General features: G+C 59.8%; 12 protein-coding genes. 2 read left to right on the top strand and 10 right to left on the bottom strand.

All coding sequences use genetic code 11. The features are described from left to right. Positions 1 to 272: 272 nt before the first annotated feature. The 5 genes from DCG74_RS15415 to DCG74_RS15395 form a co-directional block, all read right to left on the bottom strand. Positions 273 to 1,244 (bottom strand): ABC transporter substrate-binding protein, encoded by a 972-nt coding sequence (locus DCG74_RS15415; protein WP_172789523.1) that lies wholly within the window; start codon positions 1,242 to 1,244, stop codon positions 273 to 275. A 224-nt stretch (positions 1,245 to 1,468) separates the two neighbouring features. Beyond that, positions 1,469 to 2,446: an ABC transporter substrate-binding protein gene (locus DCG74_RS15410; RefSeq protein ID WP_172789522.1), complete on the bottom strand. Its 978-nt coding sequence runs from the start codon at positions 2,444 to 2,446 to the stop codon at positions 1,469 to 1,471. A 509-nt stretch (positions 2,447 to 2,955) separates the two neighbouring features. Next, positions 2,956 to 4,503 carry a winged helix-turn-helix domain-containing tetratricopeptide repeat protein gene (locus DCG74_RS15405; RefSeq protein ID WP_172789521.1) on the bottom strand — a complete coding sequence of 516 codons (1,548 nt, stop codon included), beginning with the start codon at positions 4,501 to 4,503 and terminating at the stop codon, positions 2,956 to 2,958. 242 nt (positions 4,504 to 4,745) lie between these two features. Beyond that, positions 4,746 to 6,086, bottom strand: a complete 1,341-nt coding sequence (locus DCG74_RS15400) for an adenylate/guanylate cyclase domain-containing protein (RefSeq protein ID WP_036046399.1) — start codon at positions 6,084 to 6,086, stop codon at positions 4,746 to 4,748. 602 nt (positions 6,087 to 6,688) lie between these two features. Further along, complete coding sequence (locus DCG74_RS15395) at positions 6,689 to 8,485, bottom strand: vanadium-dependent haloperoxidase (RefSeq protein ID WP_257187574.1); 1,797 nt, start codon at positions 8,483 to 8,485, stop codon at positions 6,689 to 6,691. Between the two features lie 761 nt (positions 8,486 to 9,246). On the opposite strand from DCG74_RS15395, the gene DCG74_RS15390 reads away from it, so the two are divergent. Both DCG74_RS15390 and DCG74_RS15385 read left to right on the top strand, forming a co-directional pair. After that, positions 9,247 to 9,666, top strand: a complete 420-nt coding sequence (locus tag DCG74_RS15390) for a hypothetical protein (RefSeq protein WP_257187573.1) — start codon at positions 9,247 to 9,249, stop codon at positions 9,664 to 9,666. A 413-nt stretch (positions 9,667 to 10,079) separates the two neighbouring features. After that, complete coding sequence (locus DCG74_RS15385; RefSeq protein ID WP_246709063.1) at positions 10,080 to 10,601, top strand: Cache 3/Cache 2 fusion domain-containing protein; 522 nt, start codon at positions 10,080 to 10,082, stop codon at positions 10,599 to 10,601. A gap of 269 nt (positions 10,602 to 10,870) precedes the next feature. Here DCG74_RS15385 and DCG74_RS15380 read toward each other — a convergent pair whose 3' ends face one another. The 5 genes from DCG74_RS15380 to DCG74_RS15360 form a co-directional block, all read right to left on the bottom strand. Next, on the bottom strand, positions 10,871 to 11,854 hold the full coding sequence (locus DCG74_RS15380) for an ABC transporter substrate-binding protein (RefSeq protein ID WP_172789287.1): 984 nt from the start codon (positions 11,852 to 11,854) through the stop codon (positions 10,871 to 10,873). 322 nt (positions 11,855 to 12,176) lie between these two features. After that, positions 12,177 to 12,878, bottom strand: coding sequence for a hypothetical protein (locus DCG74_RS15375; protein ID WP_172789286.1), 702 nt, complete (start codon positions 12,876 to 12,878; stop codon positions 12,177 to 12,179). Beyond that, positions 12,875 to 13,312: a thioesterase family protein gene (locus tag DCG74_RS15370; RefSeq protein ID WP_172789285.1), complete on the bottom strand. Its 438-nt coding sequence runs from the start codon at positions 13,310 to 13,312 to the stop codon at positions 12,875 to 12,877. The genes DCG74_RS15375 and DCG74_RS15370 overlap by 4 nt, the downstream gene beginning before the upstream one ends. Beyond that, positions 13,312 to 14,220: a fumarylacetoacetate hydrolase family protein gene (locus DCG74_RS15365; protein ID WP_172789284.1), complete on the bottom strand. Its 909-nt coding sequence runs from the start codon at positions 14,218 to 14,220 to the stop codon at positions 13,312 to 13,314. Before DCG74_RS15365 ends, DCG74_RS15370 begins: the two co-directional genes overlap by 1 nt. Positions 14,221 to 14,263: 43 nt before the next feature. Continuing rightward, positions 14,264 to 15,370, bottom strand: coding sequence for a cupin domain-containing protein (locus DCG74_RS15360; RefSeq protein ID WP_172789283.1), 1,107 nt, complete (start codon positions 15,368 to 15,370; stop codon positions 14,264 to 14,266). Positions 15,371 to 15,377 lie beyond the last annotated feature (7 nt).

Genomic DNA, 15,377 nt, shown 5'->3' with positions numbered 1-15,377 from the left:
GACAGCAATATCAACGGCTTGGCGTCGGAGGTGCAGTGTCTTCTGATTTTTCGAAAGGCATTTGACCCGTCGGGCAAAACAATGGCATTATGCCACCCTCGCAGCGCTCCGGCCGCTAAAGCGCGATGAGGGTGTGTACTCATAAGATCTGTCGCTAAGAGTAGGTGCGCCTGATGACGGCTTGTCCCGCAACAGCGGCGCGAAAGCGGACCTTGTCGGACCTCCGAGAAGGGCCATGTGCAGACTCATGCAACACGGCAAACAGCATCGTCTCACTCGATGACCTTGTCAGCGCGCGCCAACAGAGACTCGGGCACCGTAACGCCCATCGCCTTAGCGGTCTTGAGGTTGATCACCAGCTCGAATTTCGTCGGCTGTTCGACCGGCAGATCGGCAGGCATCGTGCCGCGCAAGAGGCTCGCCGCAAATCGAGCAGTAAGGTCTGCCAAGTGATCGGGGGATGGGCCGTAGCCGATAAAGCCACCTTGCTCGGCCCGCAATCCCCACTGATACATGGTTGGAAGGCGCAGTGCTGCAACTCGTTCCATGATCAGCGGACCATTGCCGTCGAGCATCCCGGAATTGAGAACATTCAGCGCCGTGGCCCCCGATGCCTGTGCCTTATCAATAGTCGCTGCAATCTCCTCAGCCCTGGCGACGCGATAGATTGAAAGCTCCACGTTGCGTGCGCGCGCCGCCTCTTGCAAAGCGTGAGCCTTCGCCTCAGTTGTTGTGCTGGGATCGGCGAGAGCCGCGATGCGGCGAATCCCGGGCACGGCTTCGATCAGGATGTCCTGTCGCATGCCGTTAAGCTCAGGGGAAAAAATGCTGATCCCCGTGATATTGCCATTGGGCCGGGCGAACGATTTTACCAAGCCCTCCGCGACCATATCGCCTGTGATCCCAACGATGGGAATGCTCTTGGTCGCCTGCTGTACGGCGGCAACTGCCTCGGGTGCAGCAGCATAGATGACATCGGGCTGGGCTATGACCAGCTCCGCCGCAAGTTGCGAAATCAGATCGATATGAGGTGCAAAGGCGCGGTAATCAATTGTGAGGTTTTGGCCTTCAATGAAACCAGCGCGCCGGAGGTTGTCGAAAAAACGTACGTTAAAGTGAATGTCGCGAGGATGCGGAGACAAGCAACCCAGGCGATAGGTCCGCCCCGGTTTCTGGGCCAGCGCTGCGAGCGGCAGCGCCACCACCGCGCCGCCGACAAGCGTGATGAAACCGCGCCGTCTCATTGGAACCCCCAATGGAAAACGCCTCGTGCATGTCGAAGTCTAGCACTTCAAAAGACGGGACGCCGATGAGAACAATCGACCCGGTCGCTGCGTCCAAATGTCCGCAACGGGTCAAAATGCGAAGAACTCAGGTTGAGCAAATCTGGTCCGCTCTGCCGCGACAAGCGGACCTCCGTGAGACCAGCGCAACTTCGCAGATGGGCCAACACCGGAAGTGACAAGCCTTATTCAATCACCTCGTCCGCGCGCGCGAGAAGGGAAGCTGGGATTTCGATACCGAGCGATTTCGCTGTCTTGAGATTAACGACAAGCAGGTATTTGGTGGGTTGCTCGATAGGAAGCTCGGCCGTTTTGGCGCCCCTCAGAATTCGGTCCACATAGTGAGCCCCAATTCGAGCCAAGGCAGGAAAGTCCGGCCCGTAGGAAATCAATCCGCCCGCTCGCGCAAAGCCGGCGTCGAAGGAGATCGATGGTAAACCGGCTTGTACTGCGAGATCCGCCACACGGTTCGGAGGAAAGACTGGGTCACTAAATATGTCCAAGGCCTCGGCTCCCCGGGTTTTTGCGGCGGCAACGGCGCGAGGCACTTCCCCCACTTCGTGCACATCGATTACGTCGAGCTGAAAGCCGAGCTTGGCGGCCGCGGTTGGCGTCTCCGGAAACACCAGCCGATGCATCTCGTTTGAGGTGTTGAGGAAAACTGCCACGCGTTTGGCCTGTGGCAAAACCTCTCGAAGAATACCAAGAAACTTCCCACCAAAATCGGTCCGATCCATCGTAGCGACGCCCGTAAGGTTTCCGCCAGGACGGGCAAGACTTGACGCAAGTCCCATACCGACCGGATCGGCGACCAGAATTATTACAATTGGTATGTCGGGGGTGGCGTTCTTGGCAGCGCGGGCGGCAAAAGGAGTGAAGGCAACGATTAGATCGGGTCTCGACCGCACGAGGTCGGCCGCGAGCGCCGGAAGCTTGTCGAGGTGATAATCCGGGTCTTTCCGCTCAGTCGCAATGGTCGTGCCCTCGACCCAGCCAATCTTTTGAAGCTCGTCCGAAAACGCCTCAATATAGGGAACCTTGCAAGCAGGGACGCAAAGCATGCCGATCCGCGCCACTCTTCGCACCGATTGAGCTGTGGCTGCCGACCCGAAGAACAGCAGCACAACCAGAAGCGCGGACACTGTAACGGCAAATCGTCTCATGCGATCACCGTATCGCTGCACGGAAGGCGTTCGGTCTGCCAGGTCGAGCGTTAATAGCAGCTTCGAAACATTCCGAGCGATCACAAATGAACGCTATGGCTCACTTTCGGAAGTCTGACGTCGTAGCAGAGATGTCCAGTCTACCTCGGAAGCGTAAATCGTCAGGTGACACGGCAGGTCCGAAAAGTGCCGACTTCGAACTCATGCACCGCAGCAAACTACGCCCTCATTCGATCACCTCGTCGGCGCGGGCGAGCAGCGATGGTCGAAGTCTAGCACTTCAAAAGACGGGACGCCGATGAGAACAATCGGCCCAGTCGCTGCGTCCAAATGTCCGCAACGGGTCAAAATGCGAAGAACTCAGGTTGAGCAAATCTGGTCCGCTCTGCCGCGACAAGCGGACCTCCGTGAGACCCAGCGCAACTTCCCAGATGGGCCATTTCCGGACTCATGCACCGCAGCAACAAGGGTTTCTGTTCGATCACCTCGTCGGCACCTGCGCACCGAGCTTATTCGGGTAACCCAGCTTTGCGAAGACCCTCGGTATACAGCTTCCAGCGTGATTGCCCGCCCCGGGCGATCCACGCAGATATTGTAAAGGCGGGATCGACTTTAAGCACATGCGCCGCCCACTCACGCGCCTCTGCGTCGCGTCCGAGATGGGCGAAAGCGGCGGCGAGACAGCGGTAAGCCGACGAATAGGGGTTCTGACGAAGGGCCTTCTTTCCAGCGACGATTGCCTCGTCAAAGCGCCGAAGCTCAATTAAGGCCACCCCCATCCCAGTAAACGGCCGGTATAGCAGCGGGTCTACCGGGCTCAAGCGGATAGCACGTTCAAAGCTGCGGAGCGCTTCCTCCGGCTGAACTGCAATTGTATAGACCCAAGCTCGGCCATTCCATGCGTGATGTGAATTTGGATTGAGCTTGACCGCCCGCTCTGCCATTTCGATCTCACGTTCACTATCGCTGACCATGAATGCCGAGGTTGCGGCAGCCATTGCTAACGTGTCTGGATCATCATCGTCGACGCTCAATGCATAGCGAGAAAGCCGGATTGCTTCCTCCCGCTCGAAATCAGGATCGTCAGCATAGCCAAAAAGGACGTTGTTCATGTGACAGAGACCTGCCAGAGCAGCGACAACGCCGAACCGAGGATCTAGCTCCAAAGCCCGACGAGCCAGCCTGATCGCCTCGGCCACCCCTTCACGGGTCATTGGGTAGTACTGTTGCGCGGCTCGAAGATAGAGATCATACGCGGTGAGGTTCTTCGGTCGTCGCCGCGCCGCCTCCGCAATTTCTGTTTGAAGTAATTTCGGGTGAATGGCTGAGACGACCGCAACTGTGACTTCGTCCTGAAGAACGAAAATATCAGTCAGGTCGCGCTCGAACCTGTCCACCCAAATGTGCGCGCCTGTCACCGCATCAACCAACTGCCCAGTGATGCGAACTTTGCCTGACGCCTTGCGCACCGACCCCTCAAGGACGTAGCGCACGCCAAGTCTGCGCCCGACTTCCTTAATATCGACGGCTCGACCTTTGAAGGTGAAGCTAGAATTGCGAGCGATCACGAACAACGATTTGAACCGCGAGAGCGCGGTGATGATCTCCTCAACCATTCCGTCCGCAAAATATTCCTGCTCGGGATCGCCGCTCATGTTATCGAACGGCAATACCGCAATGGAGGGCTTGTCGGGGAGCGCAAGAGCGCTCTCGGGTGCATCGCCCGGATCCGGGCCCGCAACTTCTCGCGTCTCCTGCACCTGTCCGACGAAACGGAATCCCTTGCGCGGAAACGTCTTGATGAGGCGCTGCTCCTCGCCGGTATCGCCGATGGCCGCGCGGACAGCATTCAGGCGAGTCGTAAGCGCAGCATCGGACACAATGCGACCTTTCCAAACGGCGTTGATAAGGTCGTCCTTGCTGACGACGCGCTCTCTATTTCGGATCAGGTATTCGAGCAAATCGAACACCTGTGGTGTAATGGAAACGACCTGTGCCCCGCGATGCAGTTCGCGCCGGTCGATGTCAAATGCGAATTCCTCGAAGCGATAGCGCAAGTTGCCAAACCTCTCACGGTGTCCTCCCTTCGCAGGAAGGCATCTTCGCACACCCAAAGAATAAGCCGATGGTATGAAAAATGTAAGCCGATGGTTGAGCGGGTTTTGAGCCGTGGCATCTCATCTGATGCGGCGCAGCCCGACTTCCGGTTTGGGTCAAAGGCTGACCTGGGCAGATCCGCGATGCTATTCCGCTCAGCTCTCGGAAGCGGTGCGTTGACCGCATGGCGGGTGAAGACGTGCTAGGTCGTTACCGCACGGAACAGACGCCATTTGTCGGGCACGCCTTTGAGAATGTGGCGGCCGCGCTCCTCAAACGTCAATCCGGAGCCTGCCACGAGATCGCGAACCGTCTGTGAGACCAGAACTTCACCCGGGGCAGCTAGCGCCGCCACACGTGCACCAATATGCACGGCAATGCCAACAATATCGTGAGCGACGAATTCGCACTCGCCGGTATGCAAACCGCAACGGACCTTCAGATCGAGTGGGCGCACCGCGTCGCCGATTGCGCTGGCGCAACGCACAGCGCGCGCAGGGCCATCGAACGTGGCAAGGAAACCGTCGCCGGCGGTATTGACTTCGCGGCCGCGATACTGGCCGAGCACGCCCCGAGCTTTGGCATAGAACGCATCCAGCAGCACGCGCCAGGCGCCGTCGCCGAGAGCGGCCGCGCGCTCCGTCGATCCCGCAATGTCGACAAACAGCACAGTTGCAAGCACCCTGTCCGGCTCCGCTGCTTGCCGATGCCCGGTGACGAACTCTTCGACCTCATTGATAATTGCATCCTGATCGCCAACCCAGACCATATGGTCCTGACCGCTGAGCTCAATCAGTTTGGCGCAAGGAATCTGCTGCGCCATGTAGCGCGCATGCTTCACGTCAATGACGCGCTCATCGGTGCGATGCAAAATCAAGGTCGGCACACGCGTCACGGGCAGGATGTCCCTGACATCGATCTCCCGGTTCATGCGCATGATCGCCGATGCCGCGCCTGGGCTTGCCGAGGCCCTGAAGTAGGCGGCGGTTTGCTCAAGTGCCTGCTTATTGCCAGCGAGGCTAGGCGCCCACATCAGCAAACTCATCGCATCTGCCGAACCCCAATGGTGCTCAATGTCATCGAGGAAAGCGCTCCACTGCGCATCGGTCCACGCGAATGCGTAGTCAGGGGCCCACGAGCGTCGCGCATAAGTGCCACAAAGCACCAGAGCTGACGTGCGTTCGGGATACGTAGCTGCATAGAGCAGCGACATCGGACCGCCCTCGGACACGCCAAACAAGGTGGCCCGCTGAGAACCAACCTGGTCCAGCACCGCCTGCACGTCGTGCATCCGCTGTTCAAGCGTGAAGATCTGGGAACCGCGATCGGACATTCCGGTGCCGCGCTTGTCGAACGTGATGACCCGCGCAAACGTTGCAAGCTTGCGGAAAAAGGAAGCGCGTGCCGGCGATTGCCAGAGCGCTTCGACATTGGAGACAAAACCTGGGACGAACAGCAGGTCGCGCGGACCGTCGCCCATCACCTGATAGGCAATATGGACGTCGTCACTTTTGACATAGTGAGTGGCCGGGATGTCAGCCATGGTGGCCTACTGCGTGACAAACCGCGCGGCGCGAGTGTCGCACCTCATTCCGCGTCAGGCTAGCGAAATTCGGTGGAGAATTTGGCTGCCGCCCACCCGTAAGTACCGGCGCGACTGGGGGAACCCAGGGTGACGCCAGGTGCGGCCGCGATGTGCGTTTCGGGTCAAACGCGACCGGTCCGGCCGATCTTGCTCACCCTTTGATGTCGGCTTCGTCCCGAAAGCTACCGAGTTGGTGCGGCGATGCAATGTGACACGATGGGCCAATTCCGGAAGTGGACTGTGCCTACTCGATCACCGCGTCGGCACAGTCGAGAAAGGATGCCGGAATCTCGATGCCGAGCAATTTCGCTGTCTTTAAGATTGTTGGTAAGCAAGCATTTGGTGGGCTGCTCCGGTCATTGAAAGTTTGCGGTTCACGGGTCAGGTCAACCACGCATCATAAGACGATCAGAACGAGAGTCGCCCCCGGCTTGGGTACTCGTTGATTGAGCAGGCGCCGCGCTCAGCCCCCACCGATAGGCTGTCGGGCATAAACGCTTCCACTACTCTGCACAGGACCGGGGCGGCGCCCCACGGCAGGGGGCGTCGCCCGACTGCTGTCAGATCGTCGCGCGGCTGCCGTCGAAGCGCGTGAAGGAAAAGCCCTCGAAAGGTTCGCGGAGGGTCATGCGCTCGTCCCGCAGCATGCCGATAGCCACTTCTTCGCCGATCGCCATTGAGGCGGAGGCGTCGGAACGCCAGTGGATGCCCGCCCAATTCCGTCCGAAACCGTAGTTCGCCGCGAGCTTGTTCAACTCTCCACCCACCGTGAGCGGCGGCCCGTTATAGGGCACCAGTTTCGTCGGGTCGGCCGGATCGGGCTGCACCGGGTTGGCGATGACGCGGCTCTCGTCGAAAAATGCCTTCAATAGGGTAGCTGCGACGGCACCAACGCTCGTGGCACCGCCGGGATAGCTGGAATGGAAGGGCGCGGCCTCCGGATAGGTTTGTGACAAAAGATAGGTGCCGTATCTGCCTTTGCTGCGATCGAGGGCTTCCGATCTCAGGAAGTTATCGTGCAACGGGTAGTCGCTCACGCCATTGGCGAGGCGATGGTGGGCCAGACCGCCATAGGCTTCCGGTCGTACGGCCCGGTGCACGAAATACTTCTGCCAGTAGGACACGCGGGCGGAGTTATTGATCCCCATAGCGACTAGTGCCTGCAGATAGGGCAACCCGAAGGTGGCAGCTCCAGGGTTTTGGGTTTTCGATTTTCGATACGGGTTCGATGGGTAGGACGCGGGCTCGGCCGGTGGATACATCCCGGAGTAGCGTTGGTCCGCCCCACCGCCGGGTGTTGCAAGGAGCAGTGCTGCCGCCCACCCAAATGCAGGACCACTGTGGACATACTCGGCGAGATCTCTTCCTGTCGCTACGTATCGTGGTGTCGTGTCGAACTGCAGCCTGCGTTTCGGTGGAGTGCCATTCTGGATCGCCAGCCACTCCTCATATTCGGTCAGGAATTCGTTGGCGGGCGACGGGGTGCGAATTTGAGCACTGACCCACTGTGCGGCGTTGGGCACGTCCCGGAGCAGGAATTGCGAGATCAGCGGGCCGTCCAAAACACCCAGAGGCGTGACGGAGCGACCCTTCGGGTCAGTCGGGTCGAAGTAAAGCGCATTGGCACGGAACAGCGTCCCGGGTGTGACCCGACCACCAGACTTCGGCCCGCGGAAATCTGCAAGCTTGTTGATTTCCTCGGTCGCTGCAAGCACGTCGCGGTTGGAGGTGTCGTCGCGCAACTCGGTAAGCGGAACATCACGAAGCAGGGATTGCCAGTATACCTCGACCGCCTCGCCGCCGCGCTCCGCACTTGCAAGGGCCGGCGCCGGCGGTAGCGCAATCTGAGTAGGGTTCATGCCGCTCAGGCTGACGGCCAGCGTGCCTACCGGATTGACCAGTTTGCGCGTGCCGCCGAGCGGGATTTTCTCGAAATCAGCGGGATCGCCCGACTGGCAAGCAATATAGAAAGCCTGCCAAGCAGCTTGTTCCACTTCGCCGCGTTTGTCGTGCGGCAGGCCCCGCGTATCGGAACCGATCTTGTTGGTGTAGCGCGCCTCATCGCCATTCGCCGGGTGGGGCGGGATGGGAATTTTCTCGGTATTGCTCGCGCAGGCCGCGCGGACTTCGAAGGCGGGGCGCTTGCACGCCGCGTCGAGCGGTCGCGCCTCCATGCCCACGCCCACGGTCTGCGCCGCGGCCGGGGCTACTCCGGACATACCCGGCGGAGACGCAAGCACGGCGGCGCCAACTGCGATGCCGGCCCCGCCGAGGAGCGAGCGGCGAGTGACCGCCGTGGTCGGCAGGGTCGGCGATGCCAGGTCATATACAGTCGAAATAGTGGGGTGGTCAGCCATGGAGATCTCCTTCCTCGCAGGCACGCTCTGGGGCCCGCGTTTCAGATTCAAAGCATCCGGGCGCGCCTTGCGCACACCCGCGTTGGAATGCGAATGCTGAAGGACCGGCGAAAAAGGAAGTCGGTTTTTCGAGTGCAATGCTGCCGATGGCACGACTGCTGTCCGTTCAGTCCCGCGAGGAATTCGGCATTCCCGCCTGCGACGACAGCTATTTAAAGAGTACACGATCTCGTGCGTCCGGAAAAGACGCCTGAATCTTTGGACGACTTCCGCTTAGGATCTTGGCTGTGTGAAAACGCGAAGAGGCTCAATCGCGATAGAAGAAATTATTCGTCGAAGGCCGCTTTAGACGCTCAAGGCGCAAGCGGATTAAACTTGGAGGTCGGACTTGAAAATATCATTCTTCGCTGCGTTTCGATTCTTGAGTTTTTACACGGCCAGGATCAAAAGCCGACCGTTGGAGAGCCCAGCAACTTGTTCTGCAACGGGGCCACTTCCAGACATCGCCGATGGGTTAGGATCAGCCGCCACCCGGAGAACGACAAGTGGCCCGAATAGCATCCTTGGTATGCATCCTAGCGACTCTCATAATCATTGTGGTCGCCACTCCACGACGGGCTCTGGCAACACCAGAAGCGTCTGCATGCGGGTACCTCGCTGGTCTCATCGATAAGGCACCGCCAGGGCCGTTGTTCTTGCCCAGCTATCCGACCGTGAACTCGGGGCCTCTGCATGGCGCCGCATACCTTTATGACAATGCGGTGGCCGCCATCGCATTGGTCGGTTGCGGTGAGCAAGACAAAGCACGTCGCATCGGCGCGGCGATTCTCTGGGCCATCGACAACGACCGGACCTGGCATGATGGACGGCTCCGGAACGCCTACGGTGAAGACCGAGATGGTGTGTGGACCGAAGGGACAAGCCAAATGGCTCTCTTGCTGAAATTGCTCGGCAGGGCTGCGGAGGCAAAATCGTTGGTCGCTGTCATCGAATCCCAGAAGTCGCCGGACGGTGGGTTCTATGCCACAAGTGTCCGAGCGCTACCGACCGGGTTCATGCTGGATACCGATCCGGCCAAGCCACGACTCTATTTCCGATTGCCACATCTTGGCGCTGCTTCGTGGGCTGCTCTTGCAGAACGGGGGTTCAATCCCTTTACGGCGACACAAGGACTGCCGTAGTTGAACCGCAGTGGCGCCCGTCCAGCTCCGAATTGGATCAAAAGCTCCGTTTTGACCAGCGGTCGGGAGCGTCCGGTTTTCCCCGTCTCCGGACAACTCACCGCTACGCCCTAATGGAAGCAATGGGCCAATGGTTGCCCTTCGGGTTAGAAGCGCTGACTCATTTCCAACCACCTTTACCTCCGGCGCGCGACTTTTTGCCTCATCGCCTGAACTTTGGGATCCGTGCGCTGAACAAAGAGGGATATCCGACGGGAGTTGAGATTCCCGCAAGGTTCACATCGGTAGCGGATACGCTTGTATGAGTCGCCATGCGGCTCGCAATGCGAACTGACGACGCACTTTGTGCGCCAGAGCCACAGATCCGAGTCATCCAGAGGTATCGCTGCCTTTCCAGGAAAGGAGGAGACCTCATGCAACTCAAGCAAACCGCAATCCGCATGTTTGCCGCCGCGTGTCTCACCTGGACCACGTCAGTTTTGGCTCAGCCAACCGAACCTCAGGACCCGAGAATCAAGGCGGCCATGGACCTCTTGGTGTCGATCGCGGCCCAGCTTGGTCCGCCAAGGGTCGAAGGTACTGAACCTGTTGCAGGCAAGGAGGTACCTGTCATTTATTTTGGTTCGGCAAAGATGAACAATAGTTTCGACCTGGTCGACGAGGTCGTGAGGAAAGCGCAGGGCACGGCCACAATTTTCGTCAGAAGCGGTGACGAGTATGTTCGGGTCGCGACTAACGTGAAGAAAGATGATGGCTCCCGAGCGATCGGAACCATTTTGGATCCCAAGGGCAAGGCGATCGAGTCCATCAGGAAGGGCGAAGCTTTCTATGGCGAGGTCGACATCCTCGGCAAGCCCTACGTCACAGGCTACAAGCCTATCCGGGATGCCTCGCAAAACGTGGTCGGCATCTACTACGTCGGCTATCTGAAATAGATCGCCTCTGCGGTCTGTCGTGCCGCCAATGTGCTTCAACGTCCATGCCAACCGCGCTCGGCGCGGGGTGAGGGCACGAAACGATTGGATCGGTGACTACAAGTCTGTGTTCGCGCTTCCCGGGACTTGCGGAAGTCTGCCTTGGGTCAGAAGCTGGCGTCGCACCTAAAGCGGCCCCGCGTCCGCTCTACTGGCGATCCGCGACATCACACCGGGATCGGCGTGGTTCTGCTAAGCCAACAACGGCCTATCGCACTTGCAGCGTAAAGTTAGTCGATCAGTTCGTCGGCGCTGGCGAGCAACGTAGGAGGCACGGTCACACCGAGTGCCTTGGCGGTTTTTAGGTTGATGAGCAGCTCAAATCTGGTCGGTTGCTCTACGGGCAATTCGGCGGGCTTTTCACCCTTCAAAATTCGATCAACGTAAACCGCCGCACGGCGAGCCATCGCACGCTGGTCAACTCCATAGGAGATAAGACCACCTGCTTCAAGAAGCTCTCTTACGTAGCCGCAGTTCGGCAGATTGCGTGCCAGCGCTAGATTTGCGATCACTCTCCTAGCCTGAAAGATCAGGCTTTCTCCGTTCGCGACGACCCCTTGCATGCCAACCTTTACCATCGCGTCAAATGCGGGTTCGAAATCGCTGAGTGAGCGCACCTCGAAACCTTGGGTATGAACGCCGAGCTTGATTCCGGCTTCGATCGCCTCCTGAACATAGAGGCTCGATATTTTAACATTTGGGTTGATCAGCAATCCAACGCGCGTAACCGTCGGGACAATTTCCTTGAGATACTGCAACCGCTTCGCACTTAGCTGGACGGAAAAGTTCGACAATCCGGTAACATTCCCGCCGGGGCGCGCAAAGTTTTCGATCAGGCCGGCTCCGATAGGGTCAAAGCCAAAAACAAACACTATTGGAATGGTCCTTGTCGCCCTCTTCAGGTACGGCGCAGCTGCCCCAGCTCCAATCAATACATCACACTTTAAAGATACGAGTTCGGCTGCCATCCTGGCGAAAGCCTCGGGCACTTCATCAGGAAAGCGATGTTCCAGCGTTATGTTCTGTCCGTCTACATAGCCCTGCTTTCTAAAACCCTCAGTCAGGGACTGATAGTACGGAGTTTCTTCTTCGATGTTCGCGGCATGCCAGAGGACGCCAACTTTGGGGATGCGCCCCTGCCGTTGCGCGCGCGCTATGCGCGGCCACATCGCAGCCGTGGCGCTGAGTAATGTGATGAATTCGCGTCGTCTCATGAGCTGCTCCAGCCAGAGACCGCTCGCAAGTATATGGTATCCGTTGGGCCTTGTCTGTATCGCGCTGCAGCGTCGGAAACGTCCGCTTCGGGTCATGAACGTCAAAACTCAAGGTGAGCATAATAGGTCTGCTTCCGGGTGCTTAGCGACCTGTTGAGCCTGACAGCCGAGCCATGATTCAAGGCCCCCAAAGGAAGGGGCCGAATCATGCGCTACGAACTCACGGACTACGAGTGGTTTGCCACTAAGCCGATGCTGCCGTGCAGACGATCGACACGTCTATTGTCCGCGTGCATTAGCCGCACGTTATGAGCCGCACCCGCTAGCGCCTGATCGTCCGCGTCAGCATCGGGAAATGCTTGTTGCCGCCTGCAAATGGCGGGAACTGGACGAAGTCGGCGCGCATGCGCGCGATGACGTCCGAGCTCAGGGCGCGTGCGAGGGCGGCCGGGCTGTCGAACACCAGCTTGTTGCGCTGCATGTGCTCCACCCGCCGCGACGGCAACCGGTCGACCCAATCGATCCGCGTATAGATCTCGATCTGACGGACATCCGGGAAGGTCCGCATGATCGCCGGGTGATGCGCGAGATAGTGCAAATGCCAGGCGTTCAGGTCTTCGGCGGGTCCTGGATAGTGAACGAGATAGCTGCACGGCATGCCGGCGCCTTCCGGATGCGCGGCGACATCGACGGGAAAGGCGCGCGTGAGCATCACCTGGTGCGTGACCTCCAGTCCGGTGAGGCTCGGCAATCCGTCGCCCGCCACGAGCCTGGCGAGGTTGCCCTCGCCGTTCATCGCCGCCTCGCATGCGAACAGATCGTCAAACCGTAACTGAAGCGCCAGCACGGGACCTGCGCCGTCGGCCTTGTAGGGATGATCGACCGACTGCTCCAGCGGCGTGAACAGCAAGGCCTCGGTCACCGCCGGGATCGACCCGACCAATTCGGCTGCGACGGCCATGTCCTCCGGATGGAGCCGCCGCTCGCCGGCCGGATCGGAGAATGTCACGAAGAGCGAAATCATGACGGTACCGCCTGCGTTCCCTCGTCCGCGTGAAGATGTCGCTCGAGCGCGCCGCGAATGTCATCGGGCCAGGGAATGGCATGATGATTTTCCAGCGACGTCGCAGCAAGAATCTGGCGGGCGCGCCAGCGCGTGCCGTCTGCACCGGAGATCACGTGCGCCAAGTGAAGCGAGGCCCTTCCGACCTTGCCGATGCGCAGCTTGAAGGTCAGGAGATCGCCGAACATCGACGGCCGGGAAAAATCGCAGTCCAGATGCACCGTCGGTGTGCCGATCTTCCGGCTTCCGATCAATTCGGGCCAGGGAAATCCGATGTCGCCCCAGAAATCCTCGACCACCCCGTTCAACATGTTCAGATAGGAGGGAAAGTAAGCGATTCCGGAGGGGTCGCAGTCTGCGAACCGCAGCCTGCGCTCGAAGGAGAACTCGCTCATCAGATCGCAACGACCGGATGCCGGATGACACCGACGCCGTCGACCCCGGCTTCCACCACGTCGCCCGGCCACAGCCATTCCTGCGGGCTCATGCCCGCGCCCACACCTTCCGGCGTCCCGGTCGCGATGATGTCGCCGGGCTCCAGCGTCATGCCCGACGAAATGTCCGAGATCAAAACCGGGATGTCGAAGATCATGTATTTGGTGCTGGAATCCTGCTTCGTGACTCCGTTCTTCGTCAGCCACAACCGCAGATCATGCGGATCGGGAATCTCGTCCGCAGTCACGATGCAGGGGCCGAACGGCGCATAGGTGTCCATGCCTTTGGAGAAGATCCACTGACCGGCCCGGCGGTTGTCGCGCGCGGAGATGTCGATCATCACCGAATAGCCGAACACGTGGTCCATCGCCTTCTCGGGCGCGATCCGCGTCGCGGTCTTGCCGATGATGACGGCAAGCTCGACCTCCCAGTCGAGCTGCTGCGTCATCTTCGCATTGTGCTGGATCGCCGCGCCCGGGCCGATCACGGAGGTCGGCGGCTTGGAGAAGACGACCGGCTGTTTCGGCAAATCCTTGTCGGTATCCAGGCTCTTGGCGGATTCGGCGACATGGGCGCGATAGTTCAGCCCGATGCCGAAGATGTTCTTGCGCGGCCGCGGGATCGGGGCCTGCAGCTTCACGTCTTCGAGCGGAACCGCGGCGCCGGCCGGCAGGCGTCCATTGGCGCTTTCCAGGCCACTCTTAAGCGCCGGCAGCAAGGTCGCGTTATTGTCGATGAAGGAGATCATGTCGTTCGGCCATTCCAGGCCGAATGATGCGCCGAGGCGCTCGACATCGACGACCAATCCGCTCGCGAGAACACCAAGGCGGGCGCCGGCGGCGCCGAGAGTATAGGTTACGAGACGCATGGAAGCTTGATCCGTCTGTTGAAATCCCGGGCGAATGAGGCGGTCAGGCGTCCACCGGCTGATGGCCCGCATTGTCGCCATAGGCCTCCTCGCGATAGAAACCGAGCCCTTCGATGACCGGCAGGTCGTTGAAGCAGAACAGGCAGGCGTCCTCGCTCTTCGAGATATTGCCATGTTCGTGCCAGGCCCAGGACGGAACGCAGAAGATATCGCGCTCCCGCCATTCGAAGCGTTTGCCGCCGATGACGGAATAGCCCTGCCCCTTCGCGACCTGGTAGATGAAGCTTCCGGTATGCCGATGCGATTTCGTCGTCTCGCCCGGCCGCAGCAACTGCATGCTGGCGCCGATCGTCTGCATCACGTGGCCACCGGTGACCGGATTGACGTAGTTCATGAGAATGCCGTCGTAAGGCGATCCGTCGGTTGCCGCGGCATATTTGTTCAAGGCCTCGTAGGTCGGCTCCCACTCATATTTGAACATCGGCGAATAGCCCTTCGACCAGGGCGCGTTCACCGGGCGAAGGCCCGGGTTGCCCCAGGTCCTGGTCATGTCGTCGACGGGATAGCCGGATTCCTCCTGCTGGACCTTCGGATGCACCACGAAGAAATTGGCCTCGAGCGCGTTGACGAGAGGAATGTCGAGCCCGTCCTGCCAGATGCACACCGAGCCGCCGGCGTCGACGCCGTGCTCATGCCAGGTGCCGTTCGGCGTGAGCACGAAGTCGCGGGCCCCCAGAGTCATCTTGTGACCGTCGACGATGGTGTAGGCTCCCGAACCTTCCATGATGAAGCGCAACGCCGAGGCCGAGTGCGCATGCGCCGTGGCGACCTCGCCGGGATGCATGACCTGCAGGCCCGAGTAGAGCCAGCCGACGGCAGCCGACACCTCGCGACGACCGGGATTGTTGAGATAAATGACGCGGCGACCGGCCTTCTCCGGCGACACCAGCTCGACAGACCGCAGCACATGCTCGCGCAGATCCTCGTAGCGCCAGAGCACGGGAACGGACGCCGATTGCGGCTGCCACGGCTCGATCTTGTTGGCGACGGTCCATAAGGCGCCAGCTTCGTATCGCTCGAGGTCCTTGTAATAGGCCTTCAGCTCCGGGGTGTCCTCGACGTTGGCGCGGCCGATCACGTTTTCCCGCATCTCATCC

The sequence above is a fragment of the Bradyrhizobium sp. WBAH42 genome (assembly GCF_024585265.1).
GTDB lineage: Bacteria > Pseudomonadota > Alphaproteobacteria > Rhizobiales > Xanthobacteraceae > Bradyrhizobium.
This window is presented reverse-complemented; position numbering and strand designations above follow the sequence as displayed.